Origin of the sequence: Acidovorax sp. LjRoot38, assembly GCF_964252975.1 — a bacterium.
GTDB lineage: Bacteria > Pseudomonadota > Gammaproteobacteria > Burkholderiales > Burkholderiaceae_C > Acidovorax > Acidovorax facilis.
In genome coordinates this window covers 265,822-286,938 of record NZ_CAXUPT020000007.1, presented here as the reverse complement: position 1 = coordinate 286,938, position 21,117 = coordinate 265,822, and the positions used below count along the sequence as shown (strand labels likewise).

19 protein-coding genes are annotated in these 21,117 nt (G+C 64.9%); 3 read left to right on the top strand and 16 right to left on the bottom strand.

Features of this window, described 5'->3' with window-relative positions:
• Positions 1–368: 368 nt before the first annotated feature.
• From ACSQ22_RS15510 to fliF, 6 genes are read right to left on the bottom strand one after another with little or no spacing between them, the layout of a single operon-like run.
• On the bottom strand, positions 369–1,724 hold the full coding sequence (locus ACSQ22_RS15510; protein ID WP_436130822.1) for a flagellar hook-length control protein FliK: 1,356 nt from the start codon (positions 1,722–1,724) through the stop codon (positions 369–371).
• 2 nt (positions 1,725–1,726) lie between these two features.
• Entirely contained in the window at positions 1,727–2,191 is a 465-nt protein-coding gene (fliJ, locus tag ACSQ22_RS15505) for a flagellar export protein FliJ (RefSeq protein ID WP_055398283.1), read from the bottom strand.
• A gap of 19 nt (positions 2,192–2,210) precedes the next feature.
• Entirely contained in the window at positions 2,211–3,605 is a 1,395-nt protein-coding gene (gene fliI / locus ACSQ22_RS15500) for a flagellar protein export ATPase FliI (RefSeq protein ID WP_121508460.1), read from the bottom strand.
• A complete protein-coding gene (locus ACSQ22_RS15495) occupies positions 3,595–4,326 on the bottom strand; it encodes a flagellar assembly protein FliH (protein ID WP_218301585.1) in 732 nt (243 codons plus the stop codon). The genes fliI and ACSQ22_RS15495 overlap by 11 nt, the downstream gene beginning before the upstream one ends.
• Positions 4,310–5,305, bottom strand: a complete 996-nt coding sequence (gene fliG, locus ACSQ22_RS15490) for a flagellar motor switch protein FliG (protein WP_055398286.1) — start codon at positions 5,303–5,305, stop codon at positions 4,310–4,312. The genes ACSQ22_RS15495 and fliG overlap by 17 nt, the downstream gene beginning before the upstream one ends.
• Positions 5,306–5,329: 24 nt before the next feature.
• Positions 5,330–7,024 carry a flagellar basal-body MS-ring/collar protein FliF gene (fliF, locus tag ACSQ22_RS15485; protein WP_055398287.1) on the bottom strand — a complete coding sequence of 565 codons (1,695 nt, stop codon included), beginning with the start codon at positions 7,022–7,024 and terminating at the stop codon, positions 5,330–5,332.
• A gap of 172 nt (positions 7,025–7,196) precedes the next feature.
• On the opposite strand from fliF, the gene fliE reads away from it, so the two are divergent.
• Positions 7,197–7,508 carry a flagellar hook-basal body complex protein FliE gene (fliE, locus tag ACSQ22_RS15480; protein ID WP_055398288.1) on the top strand — a complete coding sequence of 104 codons (312 nt, stop codon included), beginning with the start codon at positions 7,197–7,199 and terminating at the stop codon, positions 7,506–7,508.
• Between the two features lie 410 nt (positions 7,509–7,918).
• Here fliE and ACSQ22_RS15475 read toward each other — a convergent pair whose 3' ends face one another.
• The 4 genes from ACSQ22_RS15475 to ACSQ22_RS15460 form a co-directional block, all read right to left on the bottom strand.
• Complete coding sequence (locus tag ACSQ22_RS15475) at positions 7,919–8,218, bottom strand: flagellar protein FliT (RefSeq protein ID WP_436130821.1); 300 nt, start codon at positions 8,216–8,218, stop codon at positions 7,919–7,921.
• A 2-nt stretch (positions 8,219–8,220) separates the two neighbouring features.
• Entirely contained in the window at positions 8,221–8,676 is a 456-nt protein-coding gene (gene fliS / locus ACSQ22_RS15470) for a flagellar export chaperone FliS (RefSeq protein WP_055398289.1), read from the bottom strand.
• A 65-nt stretch (positions 8,677–8,741) separates the two neighbouring features.
• Positions 8,742–10,175 carry a flagellar filament capping protein FliD gene (gene fliD, locus ACSQ22_RS15465; RefSeq protein ID WP_436130820.1) on the bottom strand — a complete coding sequence of 478 codons (1,434 nt, stop codon included), beginning with the start codon at positions 10,173–10,175 and terminating at the stop codon, positions 8,742–8,744.
• Positions 10,176–10,372: 197 nt separating this feature from the next.
• On the bottom strand, positions 10,373–11,860 hold the full coding sequence (locus ACSQ22_RS15460; RefSeq protein ID WP_436130819.1) for a flagellin: 1,488 nt from the start codon (positions 11,858–11,860) through the stop codon (positions 10,373–10,375).
• Positions 11,861–12,181: 321 nt separating this feature from the next.
• On the opposite strand from ACSQ22_RS15460, the gene ACSQ22_RS15455 reads away from it, so the two are divergent.
• A complete protein-coding gene (locus ACSQ22_RS15455) occupies positions 12,182–13,666 on the top strand; it encodes a flagellin (protein WP_218301582.1) in 1,485 nt (494 codons plus the stop codon).
• 118 nt (positions 13,667–13,784) lie between these two features.
• Positions 13,785–16,004 carry an O-linked N-acetylglucosamine transferase family protein gene (locus tag ACSQ22_RS15450; RefSeq protein ID WP_436130818.1) on the top strand — a complete coding sequence of 740 codons (2,220 nt, stop codon included), beginning with the start codon at positions 13,785–13,787 and terminating at the stop codon, positions 16,002–16,004.
• A gap of 134 nt (positions 16,005–16,138) precedes the next feature.
• On the opposite strand, the gene ACSQ22_RS15445 is transcribed toward ACSQ22_RS15450, so the two are convergent.
• From ACSQ22_RS15445 to rfbG, 6 genes are read right to left on the bottom strand one after another with little or no spacing between them, the layout of a single operon-like run.
• A complete protein-coding gene (locus tag ACSQ22_RS15445; protein ID WP_436130817.1) occupies positions 16,139–16,918 on the bottom strand; it encodes a cephalosporin hydroxylase family protein in 780 nt (259 codons plus the stop codon).
• A complete protein-coding gene (locus tag ACSQ22_RS15440) occupies positions 16,915–17,766 on the bottom strand; it encodes an NAD-dependent epimerase/dehydratase family protein (RefSeq protein ID WP_436130816.1) in 852 nt (283 codons plus the stop codon). The genes ACSQ22_RS15445 and ACSQ22_RS15440 overlap by 4 nt, the downstream gene beginning before the upstream one ends.
• Entirely contained in the window at positions 17,763–18,251 is a 489-nt protein-coding gene (locus tag ACSQ22_RS15435) for an acyltransferase (RefSeq protein ID WP_436130815.1), read from the bottom strand. The genes ACSQ22_RS15440 and ACSQ22_RS15435 overlap by 4 nt, the downstream gene beginning before the upstream one ends.
• The gene (locus ACSQ22_RS15430) at positions 18,252–19,493 is read right to left on the bottom strand and encodes a methyltransferase domain-containing protein (RefSeq protein ID WP_436130814.1); all 1,242 of its coding nucleotides are present in this window, start codon (positions 19,491–19,493) and stop codon (positions 18,252–18,254) included.
• On the bottom strand, positions 19,490–20,050 hold the full coding sequence (locus ACSQ22_RS15425) for a dTDP-4-dehydrorhamnose 3,5-epimerase family protein (protein WP_436130813.1): 561 nt from the start codon (positions 20,048–20,050) through the stop codon (positions 19,490–19,492). The genes ACSQ22_RS15430 and ACSQ22_RS15425 overlap by 4 nt, the downstream gene beginning before the upstream one ends.
• Positions 20,047–21,114, bottom strand: a complete 1,068-nt coding sequence (rfbG, locus tag ACSQ22_RS15420; RefSeq protein ID WP_436130812.1) for a CDP-glucose 4,6-dehydratase — start codon at positions 21,112–21,114, stop codon at positions 20,047–20,049. Before rfbG ends, ACSQ22_RS15425 begins: the two co-directional genes overlap by 4 nt.
• Positions 21,115–21,117: the final 3 nt, after the last annotated feature.

Sequence of the window (21,117 nt, the reverse complement as noted above, 5' to 3'; positions counted from 1 at the left end):
GCGGATTCCTTGCGGTGGGAGACGGGCCGGGCCCGCGCAATCCATGGGCGAGCAAAACCGGATGGCCCATTATTGGGCGGGGCTGCAACCAATAATAGCCAGAATAAAAGCCCAAAACCATGGCATTCACTGCGCTATGGACTCTGCACGCAAGCACCGGAACAGAGTTCGGTCGCGCTGCAGCGGCAAGACCTGATGGAATGCAGGAGTAGCCAGCGCTGCAAAGCAACCTATCAGAAGTGCTCTGGGGTAGGGAGTAACACGGTACTCGCGTACCGCCAGCAGCAGCGTAAAGACGCCGCGCGAGCGAGTTCCTGACCGGGGGGTGACGCGGGCGGCAGGCGGGTAGCCCCGTCTGCCCGCCGGGCTCACACAAAGACGTCTACTGCGCGATCCGGGGCGCCACCGCGCAGCAGTGAAGCCGTGCCAGTGGGCGCTGCAGCGACCACCTTCGCCTGGCGAGCGCCATCGCGCTGGCCCTGCCGCTCAGCCCCACCCGCATCGTCACGCTGCCCCGCCGAGGTGCCAACCGACATACCCGACAGCACGAGGCCCTCACTGCGCAACAGCTCACTCAATTGCGCCATGCTGCGGTCCAGCAGCTCACGGGTCTGCGACTGGTCGCTGCGGAACGTCACGTGGGCCTCATTGCCCGACAGTGACACCGACACCTCTACCGGCTGCCCGTCGCGGTTGAGCGTCAGTTCCGCATTCTGTGTTTTCTGGTTGACCCAATAAGCCACCTGCTCGGCGACCTGCTCCTCAACACCTGCCTGTGCGGGGTCGGCAAACACCGTTGCCCCATCCAGGGAGCCCGGCTCCACCGGCGCAGAACCGCTGCCGCTATCCAACCAAGCCCCGGCGCCGGAATGCCCCTCACCAGAGCGGCCTCCAGCGTCCACGCCCTCCCCACCTCGCGCGGACGCAACCGGAGACAGCAACCCCTCTGCAACGGAGGCGACCACAGCGCCACCCGCCGGGTCCACCATGCCCCCCGGACTGCGATCCAATGCGCCAGCAACTGGCGTCCCCACCGTTCGCTCGCTGGCCATCTGCACCGCAGCCAGGGCCACGCCTTGATGGCCCGGCAACTGCTGCGCAGCGCCTCCTCCGAGGGTGCGACCTGTAGACATTTCCACTGCATCTGCCTTCTGGGCCAAGGCACTTTGCATGCGGGAGAAAATTCGGCCTTGCGCCATCCCGCCGACCGGCGGAAGCGCTTCCTGCAAGTCTGCCGAAGTGTCGAGCCTGGCCGTTTCAGCCACGATGCCTTGCGAAAGACCGTCCGTTCCAGGAAGGGTTCCCGCCAGAGACGCCAGCCCCCCTTGGGCGCTACCACCCTGCGCGTCCAGCCCCAACACCGCTCCGGTCTGCGCTCCGGCACTCAAAATGCTGCCGCCCTGCCCGCGCTCTGCCGCAGCAGCATCAATCCACCCATTGGCGCCGGGCACCAGCAAACCCTGCCAGGCAGCCATGGCGGAGGCCTCCATGGTCGCCTTTGCAGCGTCCGACAAAGCCACATCGGAAGGAGCGGCACCCGAGGCCGCCAGATCCAGCGGAGCGCCATCGCCTCCGCCCATCGCCCCATCGCCCAAAGCTGCCAGCAGCGCCAGAAAGCCGCCAGCGCCCGGTTCGTTAGCGTCCGGGGTCTGCGCTGTGGAGCGGTGCCGAGCGGCATGGGCGGACTGGGTGCCCTGGGGAGAAGAAATTTTGGTGGGTTCCATGGTCAATACTCCCGGCCCTCAGAGCCCTGAATCGCACTGCGGTACTGCAACGCAGCCCGCTCATCGGTTTGTTTCTGATCTCTTCGCATTTCGGCCAACTCCAGGTCGTGGCGCCGCTTTTCCATGACCTTGCGCAGGCTTGCCAGACGCAATTCCGCCTCCAGCAAGGCGCGCCTGGCGGCCTCCACCCGATGGGCGTGGTCTCCCACCACACCATTCTGGACACCCGCCGCGTGGCCCAGGCGGTCCATGAACTGGTAGTGGTGGTACATCACCTCGGGCTTCATCGTGGTATCGGCCTTCATGCCCCAACGCGCCTGGGTCTCTCGGGCGTAATCTTCCAGCTGGTCGAGCTGGGCACGCGCCGCCTGCTGCGCAGCCAACATGTCCTGCAGCGCCTGGCGCGCGTCGTCCCGCTTGCGGGAGGCGACTTCCACAGCGACGGCGAGCGAGTTCAGGCTGGACATGGCTGACTACCCCAGGTGTTCAATGGTCCAACACCGCTGCCATGCCCGCCACGCTCTGGTCCATCGAGGCGGCCTCGAACATGTCCTGCTGCAAGAAGGCGGCCATCTGCGGCTGCAGGCGAATGGCTTCGTCCAGGGCGGGATCGGAGCCGCTCATGTACGCACCGACCTGCACCAGATCCCGGCTCTTCTGGTAGCGCGAATACACCGCCCGAAAGCGTCGCGCCAGATCAAAATGCCCGCGCGACACCACGTTGTGCATCACGCGGGATGCAGACTGCTCAATGTCGATGGCGGGGAAATGCCCCGTCTCGGCCAAAGCCCGCGACAGCACGATGTGCCCATCCAGAATCGCACGCGCCGCGTCAGCGATCGGGTCTTGCTGGTCATCGCCCTCAGACAGCACCGTGTAGAAAGCCGTGATCGAGCCAACCCCGTGCAGCCCATTGCCACTGCGCTCCACCAGTTGCGGTAGCTTGGCAAAGCAGGAGGGCGGATAGCCCTTGGTGGCGGGAGGCTCACCGATGGCCAGCGCAATTTCGCGCTGCGCCATGGCATAGCGGGTGAGCGAATCCATGAGCAGCAGCACATGCTTGCCCTTGTCCCGAAAGTGCTCGGCAACCGCCGTGGCATATGCAGCCCCCTGCATGCGCAAGAGCGGCGGCGCATCAGCAGGCGCCGCCACCACCACCGATCGCGCACGGCCATCCTCACCCAAAATGTCTTCCACGAATTCCTTGACCTCGCGCCCCCGCTCGCCAATAAGCCCCACCACGATCACATCTGCCTGTGTGTAGCGGGCCATCATGCCCAGCAAGACGCTTTTGCCCACCCCTGAACCGGCAAACAAACCCAGGCGCTGCCCACGCCCCACGGTAAGCAGGGCATTGATGGCGCGCACGCCCGTGTCCAGCGATTCGCGCACAGGGTCCCGGTCCATGGCATTGATCTGGCGGCGCCCCATGGGCTCAGACACCACGTCCTGCACGGGCCCGCCATGGTCCAGCGGCAGTCCCTGCGCATCCACCACCCGGCCCAGCAGGCCTTCGCCCATCGGCAAGCGCAGTACACCCGCACGCTGGATGGCCCGCGCGGGCTCGCCGAGACGGGGGATGGGGATGTAGGGCGCAGCGGGCACCACACTGGCACCACTGGAGAGTCCGTGGATATCTCCCGCAGGCATCAGAAAAGCGCGGTCCGCAGAAAAACCCACCACTTCTGCCAGCACGGGGGCATGCCCCGGCATCTGGACCATGCACTGCGAGCCCACGGGCACGCGGATGCCCACAGCCTCCAGCACCAGGCCCGTCAGCCGGGTCAGCGTGCCGCGCGTCTCCAGCGGCGCGCCTTCAGCGACGCGCGCACGCGCGTCGTCCATCAGGCGTGTCCAGGCAGATGGAGATTCAACGGCCATCACTGCCCTCTTCTTCCTCTTGCCATGGCGACTGGAGCCCCAGTGCGGCAATGGCCCGCTGCCAGCGTTTGTCAAGGCTGCCGTCCACCGCCGTACCGGCTGATTCCACCAGGCAGCCGCCCGGCGGCACCGCAGCATCCGCCATCCACTGCACACCGGGGGCATCGATTTCTTCGCGCAGAGGCTGGGCTATCGCCTCCATATCTGCAGGGTTCAGGCGGACCATGGCAGGTCGCCCCTCGGTCACCAGCATGCCTACCGCCTCCCTCACCACGGGCTGCAAGGCGTTGGGGTTGACGGACAGTTCCTGGCGCACCACCTGGCGCGCAATGTCACAGGCCAGCTCCAGCAGTTGCTGGGCCATCTGCTGCTGCATGTCGATCAGGCTTGCATCGAGGGTCTGCACCACGCTCTGCAGCCGCTGCGCCGTTTCATGCCCTTGCTGGGCAATGTATTCGTCCATGCGCCGCTGCCATTCCAGCGCCGTTTGGGCCTGCCCCTGGGCAAAGCCCTCAGCGTAGGCGTCATCACATGCCTGCTGAATCAGTGCCTGCTGCGCAGCCTCATCAATTTCAGCCGGAATCTCCGCCACAGGCTCGGGCTCCACTGGTTCAACCAAGTCGGAGCCGTCCACCGCTCCAAACTTCCACTGCGTGAAATCGCCCACTTCCTCGCTGGGAATGAAGCGCGAATAAGAGCGCTGGCTAGACGAAGGCATCATCACCGCCGGATCCAATCACGATTTGACCCTCGTCGGACAAGCGACGCACGGTCTTCAGGATTTCCTTCTGCTGAGCCTCGACCTCGGACAACCGCATCGGGCCGCGCGATTCGAGGTCTTCGCGCAATGCCTCGGAGGCACGCGAGGACATGTTCGACAGGAACTTCTCGCGCAGCTCGGGCACTGCTCCCTTGAGTGCCACGATGAGCGTTTCGGACGCCACTTCCTTGAGCACAGTCTGGATCGCCTTGTCGTCGAGCTTGAGCACGTCTTCGAACACGAACATCTTGTCCATGATCTTCTGGGCCAGATCGGGGTCGTAACCCCGGATGGATTCGAGCACCACGGCATCCATGTTGCCGCCCAGCAGATTGATGATCTCGGCCGCAGCCTTGACGCCGCCCAGCGAGCTCTTGCGGATCTTGTCGCCACCCGCCAACACCTTGAACAGCACCTCGTTCAGGTCCTTGAGCGCCGTCGGCTGAATACCTTCCAGCGTGGCCACGCGCAGCAAAATTTCACTGCGCTGACGGTCAGTGAGGTGCATCAGGATGCCCGACGCCTGGTCGCTGTCCAGGTGCACCAGGATGGCTGCGACGATCTGGGGATGTTCGTTGCGCAGCAGTTCAGCCACCGACAGTGGGTCCATCCACTTGAGGCTCTCGATGCCCGACACGTCGCCGCCCTGCAGGATGCGGTCGATGAGCAGGCCCGCCTTGTCGTCGCCCAGCGCGCGGCGCAGCACGGCGCGCACGTAATTACCGGTGTCGGACACCAGCAGGCTCTGCGCAGCAGCGGCGCCGGAGAACTTGTTGATGACCTCGTCCACTTTCTCGCGCGACACCGAGCGCATGCGCGCAATGGTTTCGCCGAGTTTCTGCACTTCCTTGGGCGAGAAGTGCTTGAACACTTCGGCAGCCTCTTCCTCGCCGAGGGACATCAGCATGATGGCGGCGTCGTTGAGTCCTTGGTCGTCCATGGTCGTCGTCCGTGGTGTCGGTAATTAGACCGGCTCGCCGTTCAGCCAGGTCTTCAGGATATTGGCCACAGCCACCGGGTTCTCCTTGGCCAGCACGCGCGCCTCTTCCAGACGCAATTGCTCCGGCGTGGCAGGAAGCACCTCGTTTTTCTTGGCGGGCGCAGGCAGCGCCGGGCGTTCGGGCGTCTCGGACTCCACGGCATCCAGCTGGCCACCGGCCACCGGGATGGCACGGGGCTTGGCCGCCGCGCCAGTACCCTTGAGGGCCGGACGCACCAGGCCCATCAGCACCAGGGCCGCAAACAGCACCGCACCCACCGGCCAGGCAAACGACTTGGCCAGATCGATCACTTCAGGCTGCTTCCACAGCGGAATGTCGCTGGTTGGCGTTGCGGTCACCTGGAACGGTGTGTTCATGAGGTTGACGGAGTCGCCGCGATCCCGGTTGAAGCCAATGGTCTCGCGCACCAGCGCCGTCATCTGCTCCAGTTGCTCGGGTGTGAGCGCCTTCGACACGGTCTTGCCCTTGTCTTCCGTGGACTGGTAGTTGACCACCACCGCCGCGCTCACCCGCTTGAGAGCACCACTGCCGCCGCGCGTGACGCGCACCGTCTTGTCAACCTCGTAGTTGGTGATGGATTCGCGCTTACTGCCCACAGCCTGGGCGCCCTGAGCCTGCTGGCCGGCAGCGGTGGGCGGCGGGTTGGCGCCATTGATGGGCGCGGCAGACGGCGCAGGGGGCTGATTCGTCGTGGCGCCCGGCACGCCGGTGGGCAGCGGATTGCCTTGGGGGCCTGTGCTTTCCACCACCTGCTGGCTGCGGATGGCGCTGGCATCGGTGGCCAGGTTGGGCCGGTGCTGCTCGGAGGTAGATTCGGTCTGTGTGAAATCCACCTCGGCCGTCACCTGCGCCTTGACGTTGTCGCGGCCCACCACGGGCTCCAGGATGTCCAGGATGCGGCGGGTGTACTGCTGTTCGATCTGTTGTACATACAGCAGTTGCTGCGCATCCACACCGTTTCCAGCGGCAGTATCGGGCGACTGGGACAGCAGTTTGCCTGTATCGTCCAGCACGCTCACGGCGGACGGAGACAGCTCTGGCACGCTGGAAGCCACCAGATGCACGATGCCCGCCAGCTGCGCACGGTCCAGAATACGGCCCGGGTGCAGGCTCACCAGCACCGACGCCGAAGGCTTTTGCTGCTCCCGGAAAAATCCGTTCTGGTTGGGAAGCGCCAGATGCACCCGCGCACCTTGAACCGACGACAGCGCCTGGATGGAGCGCGTGAGTTCGCCCTCCAGGCCTCGCTGAAAATTCAGGCGCTCCTGGAACTGCGTCATCCCAAATTTGCTCGATTCCATCAGTTCGAAGCCAGCCACCGAACCCTTGGGCAGGCCCTGGGTGGCCAGGCGCAGGCGCACGTCGTGCACGCGGTCTGCAGGGATCAGGATGGCACCACCGCCATCGGCGTGCTTGTATGGCACATTCATCTGCGACAACTGGGCCACGATGGCACCACCATCTTTGTCGTTCAGATTGGCAAACAGCACGCGGTAGTCAGGCTGGCGCCCCAGCACGATGGCCGCAATGGCCACCGCCACCAGCAGCGCCGCACCCACACCCAGCCGCATGCGCTGCGCCCTGTCGAGGGCAGACAGCCGCTGCAGCCAGTTCGGGCTGGCAGGGGGGGTGAGAGGAATTTCAGCAACTGCAGACATCTTGCTTTCCAGTAGGGTGGCCCGGCAAGGACCAAAGCGTGGGGTCGATTATTCGGTCACGCCTCCAAAATGTTCGCTGGATAAGCCGCGCGTTTGGCCATCAATTCAGAGCGATGGGTCCCGGCGCGATGGCTAGGATACGCAGCATACCGCCATTCCCACGGATACAGCCATGGACCTTCGCATCTCAAGCTCTACCGCCCCGCTCACGGGCGCTGGCGTGGCGCGCCGTGCTGCAGCGCCGCAAAACGACGCCAACGACGTGGGTTTCTCGGGGGCGCTCAAGGGCGCCCTGCAATCGGTCAGCGCCGCACAAAACCGCTCTTCGAACCTGCAGACCGAGGTGCAGATGGAAAACCCTTCTGTCAGCCTCGAAGAAACCATGGTGGCGATCCAGAAGGCCCAGATCGGCTTTCAAGCCACGCTGCATGTGCGCAACCGGATGGTGCAAGCCTATACCGACATCATGAACATGCAGGTGTGATAGAGACGCCCCCCTGAGGCGCTGCGCGCCTTCCCCCAGCTCTCGCAACGCTGGGCGTTTCGGGCAGGGAGACGATGCCCTCGCTGCGGGGCGGCCCTTGCAGGGCATCCCTCGCGTGGGGCGCGCCGGTATGGGGCGGTAGGGGCCCTTCTTTCACTCCTATTTTTGTAGCATTTGCGCTTTGTAGGCAAGCGCTATGAGCACTTTTTACCCCCAAAGACACGCCACGCTCTTGGTACCAGGGGCTGAGCGACGCATCGCTGGCCCCGGCGAGCTGGATGCCAAGCGCCAGGAATCATCCGCTCTCAATTTAATAGCTGCCTGCGCCTGATAGATAAGCGGTACAGCCCTATTCGCCCATGAAAAAGCCGACCTCGTGGGGTCGGCTTTTTTGCGGCTCAGCGCACGCCTCAGTGCATCATCTGCGGCTGGCCGTCGAACAGGTGTTCAAACTGCGCCAGCCAGGGCTCAGCGAGGCAGCGAATCTGGGCATCGTTGCGCAGGATGCGCTGCATGATGCGGGTCTTCTCGCGCTTGTGCTCAGGCAGCAGTTCGTGCTCTTGCGACTTGAAGCGCAGCTGCTCGATCAGCACGGCGCAGGCGCCTTCATAGCGCACCACCCCATCCCAGTCCTTGAGCTTGGCGGCCTCCAGCATCTTGGCGCTGCTGTCTTCAATCGCCTTGTAATAGTCAATCAGCATGTGTGACATGGTTATGCCTCCACCAGCACAGGCTGGCCAGTGGCGGCGGGCGCATCGGACGAAGCCGCGGTGCCGGTTTTCTTGATTTCGTTCCAGCCTTGGGCCACGGGCTCGATCAGGCGCATGACTTCTTGCATGATGGCGTCGTCGTTGCGGGCGTTGGCCAAGATCAGGCGGCGCATGCAGTAATCGTACAGCGCACCCAGGTTTTCGGCCAGTTCGCCCCCATCGACTTTGTCGAGCGAGGTGCTCAGGCCCTCCTCCAGAATGCGCACGGCCTTGGAGATGGCATTGACTTTGGCCAGCACATCACCACGCGCCAAGGCGCCACGTGCCGTGGCGATGGCATTGAGGACACCTTCATACAGCAGGCTGACCAGCTGGTGCTGGTCCATCGTGTGCATGCTGGTTTCCACATTGATACGCTGGTAAGCGTTGGCTGCACGGGGGCTGTAGGCGCTGAACATGCTGACAATCCTTCCGAGGTATTACTTAAGTTATCGGCATGTGCCAGAAAAACTGAAGCCCCTGATTAACCAGTCGATTTGTTCCAGGCAGTGACCTGCTGAGAGATATACGCGTTCAGGCCATTGAGGCTGCTCAGCTGGGCATCGAGCGCGTTATACCGCTGAGTGATGCGCTTTTCAAATGCCTCGACCTTCTCATTCACCCGCGTCTGGTCCTGGCTGTTGCGCTTGAGGCTCAGCTGCAGGGTGGCATCCTTGGATTTGAAGAACCCGTCGTTGGAGAGCAGGTTGGTGGTCAACGCCTTCAGCTGGACGGCAATGCCATCGGCAGCGCCGCCGCCGGTATTGCGGAACAGGTTTTTCACGTCGTCGGGGTTCTCGGACAGCGCCTTGGTGAGCTTGGAGGAATCAACCGCCAGGTCTCCGCCCAGCTGCTGGGTAATGCCAATGTCCGCCAACCGCTGGAAAGCACCGCCCCCGGTAGTGACCGACTGGATGGCATTGCGCAGGGAGTTTTGCAGCGCCACCGCCGTCGAGTCGCCTTGCAGCAACCCTGCCGATTTGGTAGCGGCGTCGTACTTGGTGGCGTCCTGCAGCAACTGGTTGATGGCGTTGTAGGCCTTCACGAATCCATCAATGTTGGACTGGATCGCGGAGTTGTCCTTGCTCACGGTGATATCAATGGGAGCCGTCGTCACTTGCTCGGCCTTGAAGGTCACGCCCGAAATCGTGGAGGCAAACGTATTGGTGGCCGAAGACACCGCGATCCCGTTGACCGTGGCCTTGGCATTGGCGGCAGCCTGCGTGACCGTGGCGCCGTTGACGAGGCGGGACAAGCCCGTGGCGTCGGTGTTGCCCGCGCTCTGGGGGTCGGTGTCGCCGTCCTCCATCACACTCAGGCGAAACCCGAACTCCTCGCCGGTGCTCTTGCTGCGCAGCAGCAAGCGCTCGCCCGACGCATCACTGAGTACAGACGCCGTTACCCCTGCATTGGCACCATTGATCTTGCTGGCCACGTCCGACAGCTTGTCGCTCGCACTGATAGTGATATCTACGGGCTGACCGCTGCCAGGTGTGAACGACGCGGGTGCAACACTCCACTTGCCCAGTTCGAGGCGCAGCGTACCGGATCCGAGCGCACCACCCACGGGCAGCAAAGCGGCGGACGCAGTGGCCTGCGCCTTGGCAAGGCTCTGGACCTCGACACTGAACGTGGTGGGAAGCGTGCCCCCTACGGCGGTGGCGGAAACAAATTTGGAGTCGGACGACGTGGTAGCCACGCCATTCCAACCGGTCACGCTGGTGAGCTTGCCCGCTGCATCCTGCAGCGTGGACACCAGCGACTTGATCTGTCCAAAGGCAGAAATCTTGGTATTGACCGTGGCCGCTTGTAATTTCAGCGTGTCCAGGGGCCTCTTTTCCAGGGTGACCAACTGGGAAATGATGCTCTTGACATCAAGTCCGTTCGTGCCGACGCCTGGGGATGAAATGGTTGCCATACAAACCTCCTGAACTGGTCCAACGGAAATTATGGCGCCGAACGGCGATCAAGAACGTCCGTAAACACGCCAGGAAACCCGTCTTATCCAGCGGTCCTGGCACCCGCCTTCCAAAAAGCCAAAGGGCGGCGACAGAAATCTGCCGCCGCCTGGGGTCCACCAGGGCGCTGCAACGCCCTGGCTGCCATGCCCGCCGCTTAACGCAGCAGAGCCAACACACCTTGGGGCAGCTGGTTGGCCTGGGCCACCATCGCCGTACCGGCCTGTTGCAGGATCTGGGCACGCGACAGGTTGGCCGTTTCTGCGGCGAAGTCGGCATCCAGAATACGCGAACGCGAGGAAGAAAGGTTTTCCGACGTCACTTGCAGGTTGCTGATCGACGTTTCAAAGCGCGATTGCAGAGCACCGAGCTTGGCACGCTCACCGTTGATGAAGGCCAGTGCAGAGTCCACCGTCTTCAGGGCGTTGGTGGCGTTGCTGAACGTGGTCACATCCAGGTTGGCCACGGTTTGCAGGGCAGAGCCACCGTTGTCCAGCTGGTTGCTGGTTGAAGTGATTGCGAAAGACTTTTCCGAGTCCAGCGTAATGTAGCCACCGGTGTTCACGTTTTCCACCGTTGCGGCAGCAGAGCTCAGCGTCGTCGTGCCGCCGTTGGCCGCGCCAGCTGCGTCGTAACCGGTGACCGTCACGTTCGCCGCGTTGGCGTTGGCTGTATCGCCCACCACGATGTTGTTACCCGTGGCATTGGTCAAAACGATCTGGCTACCGTCAGAGCTCAGAGAAGCATTGATACCGGTCTTGGCAGACTGGTCGTTGATGGCGGACACAGCGGCCGACAGACGGTCCGTGCCTGTGGCGGAGGTCAGCGTGAAAGACACTGTACGTGCCGCGCCGACGTTGTCACCTTCCAGCGTCAGCGAGTAAGAGCCGACAGCCGACATACCACCCAGACGCACTTCGGTACGGGCCGTGGCTGTCACACCGGTATCTGCCTTCAGGGCATTGATCTGGTCGGCCGTAGCCTTGGCCGTGGCGCTCACAGCCACAGTCAGCGTGCCGGTGCCCAGAGCACCGCTGATGGCCACGGTACCTGTGGTCACACCGTTGGTGCCTGCGGTCGCTTGGGTGGCCGATGCGCCAATGCCCGAGCCGTTGGAGGCGACGTTCTGGTTGTTGCCGTAGACGCTGGTGCGCAGATTGCCCGTGGCAGCCACGATGGTCTGGTTGGCGTTGGCACCCACTTGGAACTGCTGTGTGCCGAAACTGCCATCGAGCAGCTTGGAGCCGTTGAATTCCGTGGTTTGCGAGATACGGTCCAGTTCGGACACCAGCTGTCCCACTTCCTGTTGCAGGGCCTGGCGGTCGCCAGCGCTGTTGGAGGCGTTGGCCGATTGCACAGCCAGTTCACGCACACGCTGCAGGATGTCGCCAGAAGCCTTCAGTGCGCCTTCAGCCGTTTGCGCCAGGGAGATACCGTCGTTCGCATTGCGAACCGCCTGGTTCAGGCCGCGGATCTGGCTGGTGAAGCGCTCGGAAATCGCCAAGCCAGCAGCGTCATCCTTGGCGCTATTGATACGCAAGCCAGAGGACAGGCGCTGAATGGACGTATTGAGAGAAGTCTGACTCATGCCCAGGTTGCGTTGGGCGGTGAGCGAGGCGATGTTGGTATTGATGGTGGAAGCCATTGCAAATCTCCAGAAAAGAACTGACTGAATATGGCGTTGCCGCCAGCCGGGGCGCCAGCACCGCGCTGGCCTCCTGGGTTCCCAGCGCTGCAGGCCATCTGGTGAACGGCGGGCCGCTTACGGACCGTTGCAATTGTTTTCGGGTCGCCGCCGGAAAACTTGAGGGGCAAACGCACAAGTTGTACGACTTTTTTGCCGCTTATCTCCTAAACGCCAAAAAGCAGCGTCTCCACAATTCATCCATCGTTCCCCCATTGACAGCCGGACGGGTGCGCTTGAACCGGCAAACAGATCCGTCTAGCGACGTTAAGGAGTTTCGCCATGGCAGCAACCATCAATACCAACATCAGCTCGCTGACCGCCCAGCGCAACCTGGGCACCAGCCAGATGTCGCTGAATACAGCCATCCAGCGCCTGTCGTCCGGCTTGCGCATCAACAGCGCCAAGGACGACGCCGCCGGCCTGGCGATTTCCGAGCGCTTCACCAGCCAGATCCGCGGCCTGAACCAGGCTGTTCGCAATGCGAACGACGGGATTTCTCTGGCGCAGGTGGCTGAAGGTGCAATGGGCTCGGCTGGCAACATTTTGCAACGGGTCCGTGAACTGGCGGTGCAGTCGGCCAACGCCTCCAACAGCGCTGGCGACCGCCAGGCCCTGCAGCAGGAAGTCGGCCAATTGGTAGCTGAACTGGACCGGATTTCGCAAACCACCGAATTCAACGGCCAGAAGTTGCTGGACGGCACCTTTGGTACGCAGCAGTTCCAAGTGGGTGCCAACGCCAACCAGACCATTGTGGCGGCCACAGCCAACCTGCGTACCAGCGTGTACGGCAACAACCAGAACGTCGCCTCCAACGGCTCGGGCATTGGCGCATCGGCCACCCAAGCCACCGCAGGCACCAACGGTGTGACCACCGGCTCGGTAGCCGTCAGCGGCTACCTGGGCACCGGCACCCTGACGGTGGCTGCAAGTGCTACCGCCAAAGCCACCGCCGACCAGATCAATGCCCTACAGGCCACCACTGGCGTGACCGCCACAGCCCGCACCGAAGTGCACCTGGGTGGCATGGCGGCGGCCGGGTCCTATTCGTTGACGCTGGAAGGTGACAACATCGGCAGTCCCCGCACCATTTCATTCACGCTGGTTGCAGGCACGGGGACCGACCGCCTCTCCCCTGCCGTGTCGGCCATCAATGAACAAGCGGCCAAAACCGGCATCAATGCCTCGCTCAACTCCGACGGCACGCAGATCATCCTGACCAACGCCACCGGCAACAACATCGTGATCGGCGACACGGTGAACGCCAACGCGGGTGCGGTGACCGTCACCGGCTATGACGCGGCAGGTGCCAGCAACGGCGCGACCCAGACGCTCGCGGCCGACGCCAACGTGGAGTTCATCAACACGGGCGGTTACATCACGCTGGACTCCGAAAAGTCCTTCGCCGTGACCTCGGCCAGCAACCAGCTGGACAACGGGGGCTCCTCGCTGCACACCGTGGCCAACCTGGACGTGACCACCTTCACCAACGCCACCGACGCGCTCAAGACCGTAGATTCGGCCCTGGCCTTCATCAACGGTGAACGCGCCAAGCTCGGCGCCCTGCAATCGCGCTTCGAAACCAGCATCTCCAGCTTGCAGATCACGTCTGAGAACCTGTCCGCATCGCGTTCGCGCATCCAGGACGCAGACTTCGCGGCCGAAACAGCCAACCTGTCGCGTGCCCAGATCCTGCAACAGGCCGGTACGGCGATGGTGGCCCAGGCCAACCAGATCCCGCAGGGCGTGCTGTCTCTGCTCAAGTAACCTGACCAAACCACACGCTGCGCAGTGAAACAGCAACACCAAAGGGGCCCATCGGGCCCCTTTGTACATGGCACACTGCCTGCACATCCCGCTCCTTTGCTCGTAGATCGGCGCCACCGTGCACACCAAACACACCGACCAGGACGCGTCCCGCCTGCAGGCGGCACTTGCTGCCTCCGACTGGCCCCTTCTCACCCGCTTGTGCCGCCAGGTCCTGCGCAAGAACAGTCGTCACCTCAGCGCGCATCGGCTGCTGGGCTTCTCACTGAACAAGCAGCGCGAGTTCGACGCCGCCCTCAAGGCTTACCGACAGGCCTATGTGTACTGGCCTGAAGACGCCGAGCTACTCGTCAACTATGCGAACGTGCTCATTGAGCAAGCACGCAATATCGACGCCCTGCCCCTGCTGGAAAAAGTGTGCGAACTGCGCCCCCAGCAGGCCATTGGCTGGATCAAGCTGGCCGAATGCTGCTACCTGCTGACGCAACACGACAAAGGTTTTGACGCCAGCCAGAGGGCCGCCGCCCTGGCCGAGACACTGCACGACCGCGTCGCCGCACTCATGCAAAGCGCCATCCACCGGCGCGAGCTGGGCCAGGTGCGCGAGGCTGTCAAGGACTGCGAGACAGCCATCGCCCTGCGCTACAACGACCCTGGCAACTACACCAACAAGCTGTTGTTCATGCTGGCCGATCCCCAGGTGGACGCCGCGCAGCTGTCGGCGGCCGCACGGCAGTACGGCGCTGTGTTCGAACCGCCGCTGCGCCCAGAGTGGCCCGATTTCCAGGAGCACCGGGGCTCGCCATGGCGACGCCTGAAGATCGGCTTCCTCTCCCCCGACTTCCGGGTGCACTCGGTGATGTACTTTGTGGAGGGTCTGCTGGCGCAACTGGATCGGCGGCAGTTTGAAGTTTTCGCTTTCTATCTGTTCCCGCGGGACGATCACGTCACCGAGCGCGTACAGCGCCATGCCGACCATTTTGTGCCCCTGGCCGGTTTCAGCCCGCAGCAGCAGGCCGAGGCCATTCGCGCGCAGGGCATCGACATCCTGATCGACCTGGCGGGCCACACCGGCAACAACGGCCTGCTGACGCTGGCCCACAAGGCGGCCCCTGTGCAGGTGTCCTGGCTGGGGTTCCCGGCCACCACCGGGCTCACGGCCGTGGACTACAAGTTCACCGACGAAATCACCGACCCGCCCGGCGCAGAGGCGCAGTACACCGAGCAGCTCTACCGCTTGCCCACGCTGTTCGCGTGCTACCGCCCCATGAGCCGCAACCCGCTGTGGCGCTACCAGCCGCGCTACCAGGTGCGCCCCACGCCCGCGCTCGCCAACGGTTTCATCACCTTCGGCTCGTGCAACAACCTGGGCAAGCTGACCGACGAGGTGCTGGCCCTGTGGGGCCAGGTACTGGCTGCGGTGCCGGGCTCGCGCCTGCTCATAGAGGGCAAGAACCTGGACCGGCCGGACTTTGCCAACGCCTACCGCCAGCGCTGCGAGCGCCTGGGCCTGCCGCCGACGCAGGTAGACCTGGTGGCGCAGCGCACCGACAACCAGTACCTGACCTACCACCGCATCGACATCGCGCTCGACCCCTTCCCGCTGACGGGCGGCACCACCACATTTGACGTGCTGTGGATGGGCCTGCCCATCGTGTCGATGGTGGGCGAAAGCTTCAAGAGCCGCATGGGCGTGGGCCTGCTGGCCTACCTGGGCCGCACCGAGTGGCTGGCCGAGACGCCCGAAGACTATGTGCGCATCGCCACCGGCCTGGCGGCCGACGCGCAGGCGCTGAACACCCTGCGGCAGGGGCTGCGCGCCGAGGTGGAGGCATCGGCCCTGATGCGCGAGGACATCTTCAACCACCACTTTGCCGAAGGCCTGCGGGTGATGTGGCTGCAGTGGCTGGCCCGGGCCGAACACCCGGACGACCCCACCGCCCAGGCCCAGGCGATCCAGGACTGGCTGCCCCAGCTGCCCGAGGCCTGGACCCAGCCGCCCGTGCCTGGCGTGGGCCTGAAGCCCGGCCAGCGCGTGAGCCTGCACGAGGCCCACCAGCGCCTGCAGGACCTGGTGGACAAGGCCAAGGCCGCCCCGCCGCCCACACCCGCCACCGGCGCGGACACCAGCGCAGGCCCGGCTCTCAAGGACCGCCACTGGATCACCGTGACCGAGCTGGCCGAAACCGTGCTCAGCGCAGTTCCCAACGACCCGGTGGCCCTGGCCTGCCTGGCCGAGGTAGAACATGCCCACGGCCACACCGAATTTGCCGTGACCTACCTGCGGCACGCCACGCAGGCGATGGGCCTGGACATGGGGGCGAGCCCTGCTGCGTGATGCCCTGACGCCTTGGCGCTCAGTGACAGTGACAGGGACAGGGCTGCGCCGCGCAAAATGCTATAAACAATATAGCAACAAACACATACCCACCGCGCGCAAGGCGGTATTTTTCTCCATATTTTCTGCGCCAATCACCCCTTGCGTCGCAGAAACCCGTGCGGCGCCACCGTGACCTGCAGGCGCTGCTCCATCTCGGCATCGACCTCGAACTCGGCATGGCCGGCCAGCCACTGGTGCACCGCCGTCTTGGGGTTGTTGCCCACGTCCCAGGGTCGATCGGCAAAGAACTTGGGCGGCATGTCCTCCACAAAGGTGTCGAACACCACACAGTAGCTGCCGGGAGTGACCAGCGGCGCATAGGCATCGAGTTCCCCCAGCACATGGTCGTGCGTGTGCATGGAATCCAGGCACACCAGCACGCGCTGGTAGCCCTTCGCAAAGTCGCGCACCTGCTGCACCACGTCGGGCGCCACGGCCGAGCCTTGAATCATGGCGATGCGGCTGGCCATGGGGTGGGCTTCGATGGCGGCGCGATTGTGCGCGCGGATGTCGATGTCCACGCCCAGCACCTTGCGGCGCGAGGCGCGCGGGTCCATCGTGGTGCCCGCCTCGATGGCGTCGCTCATGTCCAGCAGCGCCAGCAGCGAGGCGCTGAGCACCAGTGAGCCACCGTGCGCGATGCCGGTCTCGATGATGAGGTCCGGCCGCACGCGCCACACCAGCTCCTGCATCGCCACCATGTCCTGCGGGTACTGGATGATGGGCCGGCCCATCCAGTCGAAGTTGTAGACGTACTGCCGCTGCATCGAGGCCTGCAGCCAGTCGCGCGACAGGGTCTGGAACGCGGCGTCCTGGGCATAGCCCGCAAGGCGGTCGCGGCGTTCCTGGGCAAATTGGTCAACGGGGTTCATGGCGGGGTTACTCCAACAGGATCGGTCACAACGGAAGCGTCGTTCAGCAAAAGGTCATCGGCCAGCACGGCGCGGGGTGCCACACCCCATTCACCCCGCAGGCGTTGCACGTTGATAGGGGGAAACGCCTGCAGCGGGGCCTGGGCATCCACCTCCACGGTACAGCCCGTGCGCGCCTGCAACCAGGCCAGCCACTGGGCATGGAGGGTCTGTCGGCCGCTGGCCACGTTGTAGGTGGCAGCGCGGCCCGCCAGCGCAATGCGCGGCAGCCAGTCCAGCAGGTCGCCCACATGCACATAGTCCTTGGCGGACTGCGGATCGGAGCGCAGCACGATGCGGCCCGCGCGGGCCTGGCCCACCAGGTCGGCCACCAGGTTGCCGGAGGCAGCGTCCATCCCCGGCCCGACCACGTTGGACAAGCGCGCCACGCGCACCCCGGGGCGCCCGCAGGCATGGCACAGCGATTCACCGGTGAGCTTGGTGAGGTTGTACAGGTACGAGGGGTCGACCGGTCTCACAGACAAGGCTGCGTCTTCTTGGGTACTCGCCGCCCCCATGTAGACGCGGGTGGATGACAGGTACAGCAGCGAATCGAACTGCGCGCGCCGCAGCACCTCGGCCAGCAGGCCCACATGGGCGTCCACGGTGTCGAACGGGCGTGTGCGGAAGTCGGCGGTGAGCCCCACGCAATAGATCACGTGGCCCAGCGGGCGGGTGAACACCTCGGCATCGCCTCGCGCAGGCGCCCACACGGTGTGGCCCAGGGCCTGCAGGTGCGCCACCAGACGGCTGCCGATGTAGCCCGAGGCGCCGAGCACCGTAAACGTCGAAAGGGGCAGGCCCGTCACCGGCGCTCCCCCACGGCCGCGAGCGGCTGGCCCGCGTACACGGTGTACGCCAGCAACTCACCGCGCACGATGGAGCCCGCGCCCACCACGCAGCCGCGCCGCAACACGGCGCCGTCGAGCAGCACGCAGTTGGCGCCGATCCACACGTCGTCCTCGATCACGATGCCGCCCTTGCTGGACAGAAAGCCCTGCTCGCGGATCAGGCGGCTGCGGTCGGCATAGGCATGGTTCACCGGCGCAAACGTGCAGTTGGCGGCAATCGCCACGTAATTACCGATGTGGATGCCGTTGCCGGTGTAGAGCACGCAGCCCGCGTTGATGACCACATGTTCGCCCACCACCAGATCGCCGCTGCCGCCTGCGGGCTTGACCTTGACGAAGCTGTCGATCACCGAATGCGCACCCACCACGATGCGCGTGCCGCGCACCGAGTCTTCGATGTCGGCCAGGTGCGAAACCCGGGCGGTGGGGTGCAGCTCAACCACCTAGAACACCTCCAGGCGCGGCACGGCCACCACCATCTGGGCGCCCCAGCTGCGCGTGTAGTCCAGCTGGTCGGCCACCTCGCTGCGCAGGTTCCAGGGCAGGATCAGGATGCGCTGCGGCTTGTGGGCGCGCAGGTGCGCCTCGCTCACCACGGGGATGTGGCTGCCCGGCAGGTACTGGCCCTGCTTGGCGGGGTTCTTGTCCACGGCATAAGGCAGCAGATCGGGCCGCACACCCGCAAAATTGAGCAGGGTGTTGCCCTTGGCGGCCGCGCCGTAGGCGCCCACGGTGATGCCGTCGGCCTGGCATTGCAGCAAAAACGTGAGCAGCTCGCGCTTGACCCTTATGGCCTGGGCCTGGAAGTCGCTGTAAAAACCGGCACCCAGCATGCCCGCCGCTGTCTCGTTGGCCAGCAGTTGCTGCACGCGGGTGGTGCCTTCAGCCGTTACCTGGAGGTGGCCCACGGTATCGGCGCGGGCGGCAAACACCCGCAGGCTGCCGCCGTGGGTGGGCAGCTCCTGCACATCGATCACCACCAGGCCGTTGGCCGCAAAAATGCGCTGCACTGCCGTGAGCGACAAATACGAGTAGTGCTCGTGGTACGCCGTGTCGAACTGGCAACCCTGCACCATGCGCAGCAGGTGCGGAAACTCGAACGTCGCCACGCCGTGGGGCTTGAGCAGCCGCGTGAAGCCGCCCACAAAGTCGTTGATGTCGGGCACATGGGCCAGCACATTGTTGGCGGCGATCAGGTCGGCCTGGCGGCCTGCGGCGGCCAGCTCGTCGGCCAGCGCCACGCCAAAGAACCGATCCACCACCTCAATGCCCTTGGCGCGGGCTGCGGCTGCCGTGCTGGCGGTGGGCTCCACGCCGTAGCATGGGATGCCAGCCGCCTGCACATACTGCAGCAGGTAGCCGTCGTTGGACGCGACCTCGACCACGCGGCTGCGGGCATTGAGCCCCAGGCGTTCGCGCATCGCTTCGACATAGGCCTTGGCGTGGGCCAGCCACGACGATGAGAACGAGCTGAAATACGCATAGTCGTCGGTGAACAGCGCCTCGCGCCCGGCGTGGTCTTCGGTCTGCACCAGCCAGCAGGTTTCGCACACCAAGAGGCGCAGGGGGAACCAGGTTTCGGGCGCGCGCAGCGCGGCCTCGCTCAGGTAGGCGTTGGACGGCGGCGCGCTGCCCAGGTCCAGAAACGTGAGTTGCAGCGGGCTGCCGCAGTGTCGGCACTTCACAGGTGCACTCCTTCGAATTCTTCGGTCATCCGGGGCTGGCCTGCGTCGCGGGGCGACATTTGCCCCACCGGCAGCGGCCAGGCAATGGCCAGGCGCTGGTCTGCCGGGTGCAGCCCCGCTTCGGCGGCGGGAGCATAGGCCGCAGAGTGGCAATACAGCAGCTCGGCATGGTCGCTCAGCGCCTGGAAGCCGTGGGCAAAACCGGGCGGGATGAGCAGCGCGTTGCCGTTGTCTGCGGATAAATGCTCGGCATGCCACTGCAAAAAGGTGGGAGAGCCCTGGCGCAGGTCCACGGCCACGTCCCAGACCTCGCCGCGCAGGCAGCTCACGAGCTTCATCTCGGCGTGCGGCGGCTTTTGGTAGTGCATGCCACGCACGGTGCCTTGGAGGGCTGTGTAGCTCTGGTTGATCTGGGCGATGGGGCCCGCCCAGCCTGCGCCCGCCAGTTCATCAGCGCAGAACAGGCGCGCAAAAAAGCCGCGCTCGTCCACCAACGGCTGGCGCTGCACGCGGAACAGTCCCACCAGCGGCAGCGGCGCCAAGGCCAGTCGGCTCATGGGCGCGCCTCCCAGGCGTCGATGTCGGCCAGGCACAGCGCGCGGGCGTCGGCGCCGCCATGTTGCTGGCGGTACCAGTTCATGGTGCGGGCCACGGCGGTGTTCAGCGACCAGTGCGGGGCCACGCCCAGCGCCTGGCGGGCATGGGCGGTTTCGAGCGCGAGCCAGCCGGCTTCGTGCGGGCCTTCGCTCTCGTTTTCATAGCTGGTAGCGCTTGCTGGATAGGCGGTGGAGGCCAATTCAATGACATTTTTGACCGTGGCCGCCTCGTGGGGCAGCGGGCCAAAGTTGTAGGCACCGGCCAAGGCGGGAGATTCCCACAGGCGCTGGGCCAGACGCAGGTAGGCGGCCAGCGGCTCCAGCACATGCTGCCAGGGGCGCGTGGCCTGGGGGCGGCGGATGTGCAAAGTGGCACCCTTTTCCCAGGCGCGCACGGCGTCGGGCAGCAGGCGGTCTTGGGCCCAGTCGCCGCCGCCGATCACGTTGCCCGCGCGGGCGGTGGCCACGGCGATGCCCTGTGCGGCCAGGAACGAATCGCGGTAGCTGGCGGTGACCAGCTCGGTGGCGGCCTTGCTGGCGCTGTAGGGGTCGTGCCCGCCCAGGGCGTCGTCCTCGCGGTAGGGGTAGGCCCATTCGCGGTTGCGGTAGACCTTGTCGGTGGTGACCACCACGGCCACGCGCACGCCAGCCAGCCCGCGCAGGGCATCGAGCAAATGCGCCGTGCCCATCACGTTGGTGGAAAAGGTATCCAGCGGCGCCGCGTAGCCGGGCCGCACCAGCGCCTGCGCAGCCAGGTGCAGCACGACCTCGGGCCGGGCGGCGCGCACGCGCATGGCCAGGGCCTGGGGGCTGCGGATGTCGCAGAAATGGCTCTCCATGGCCTGGCTCGCCTGCCCCAGCTGGGCCAGGGTGAAGAGATTGGGCTCAGTGGCGGGCGGCAGCGCCACGCCGGTCACCTGCGCGCCCAGGCGCTGCAGCCACAGGGCCAGCCAGGCACCTTTGAAGCCGGTGTGGCCGGTGATCAACACGCGTTTGCCGCGCCAGAAGTCGGGATCAGGGCGCATCGG

Coding starts and splice junctions, on each gene's coding strand:
- ACSQ22_RS15510 (WP_436130822.1), bottom strand. CDS start 1,724: ATGGAACCCACCAAAATTTCTTCTCCCCAGGGCACCCAGTCCGCCCAT.
- fliJ (WP_055398283.1), bottom strand. CDS start 2,191: ATGTCCAGCCTGAACTCGCTCGCCGTCGCTGTGGAAGTCGCCTCCCGC.
- fliI (WP_121508460.1), bottom strand. CDS start 3,605: ATGGCCGTTGAATCTCCATCTGCCTGGACACGCCTGATGGACGACGCG.
- ACSQ22_RS15495 (WP_218301585.1), bottom strand. CDS start 4,326: ATGATGCCTTCGTCTAGCCAGCGCTCTTATTCGCGCTTCATTCCCAGC.
- fliG (WP_055398286.1), bottom strand. CDS start 5,305: ATGGACGACCAAGGACTCAACGACGCCGCCATCATGCTGATGTCCCTC.
- fliF (WP_055398287.1), bottom strand. CDS start 7,024: ATGTCTGCAGTTGCTGAAATTCCTCTCACCCCCCCTGCCAGCCCGAAC.
- fliE (WP_055398288.1), top strand. CDS start 7,197: ATGGACCTTCGCATCTCAAGCTCTACCGCCCCGCTCACGGGCGCTGGC.
- ACSQ22_RS15475 (WP_436130821.1), bottom strand. CDS start 8,218: ATGTCACACATGCTGATTGACTATTACAAGGCGATTGAAGACAGCAGC.
- fliS (WP_055398289.1), bottom strand. CDS start 8,676: ATGTTCAGCGCCTACAGCCCCCGTGCAGCCAACGCTTACCAGCGTATC.
- fliD (WP_436130820.1), bottom strand. CDS start 10,175: ATGGCAACCATTTCATCCCCAGGCGTCGGCACGAACGGACTTGATGTC.
- ACSQ22_RS15460 (WP_436130819.1), bottom strand. CDS start 11,860: ATGGCTTCCACCATCAATACCAACATCGCCTCGCTCACCGCCCAACGC.
- ACSQ22_RS15455 (WP_218301582.1), top strand. CDS start 12,182: ATGGCAGCAACCATCAATACCAACATCAGCTCGCTGACCGCCCAGCGC.
- ACSQ22_RS15445 (WP_436130817.1), bottom strand. CDS start 16,918: ATGAACCCCGTTGACCAATTTGCCCAGGAACGCCGCGACCGCCTTGCG.
- ACSQ22_RS15425 (WP_436130813.1), bottom strand. CDS start 20,050: ATGAGCCGACTGGCCTTGGCGCCGCTGCCGCTGGTGGGACTGTTCCGC.
- rfbG (WP_436130812.1), bottom strand. CDS start 21,114: ATGCGCCCTGATCCCGACTTCTGGCGCGGCAAACGCGTGTTGATCACC.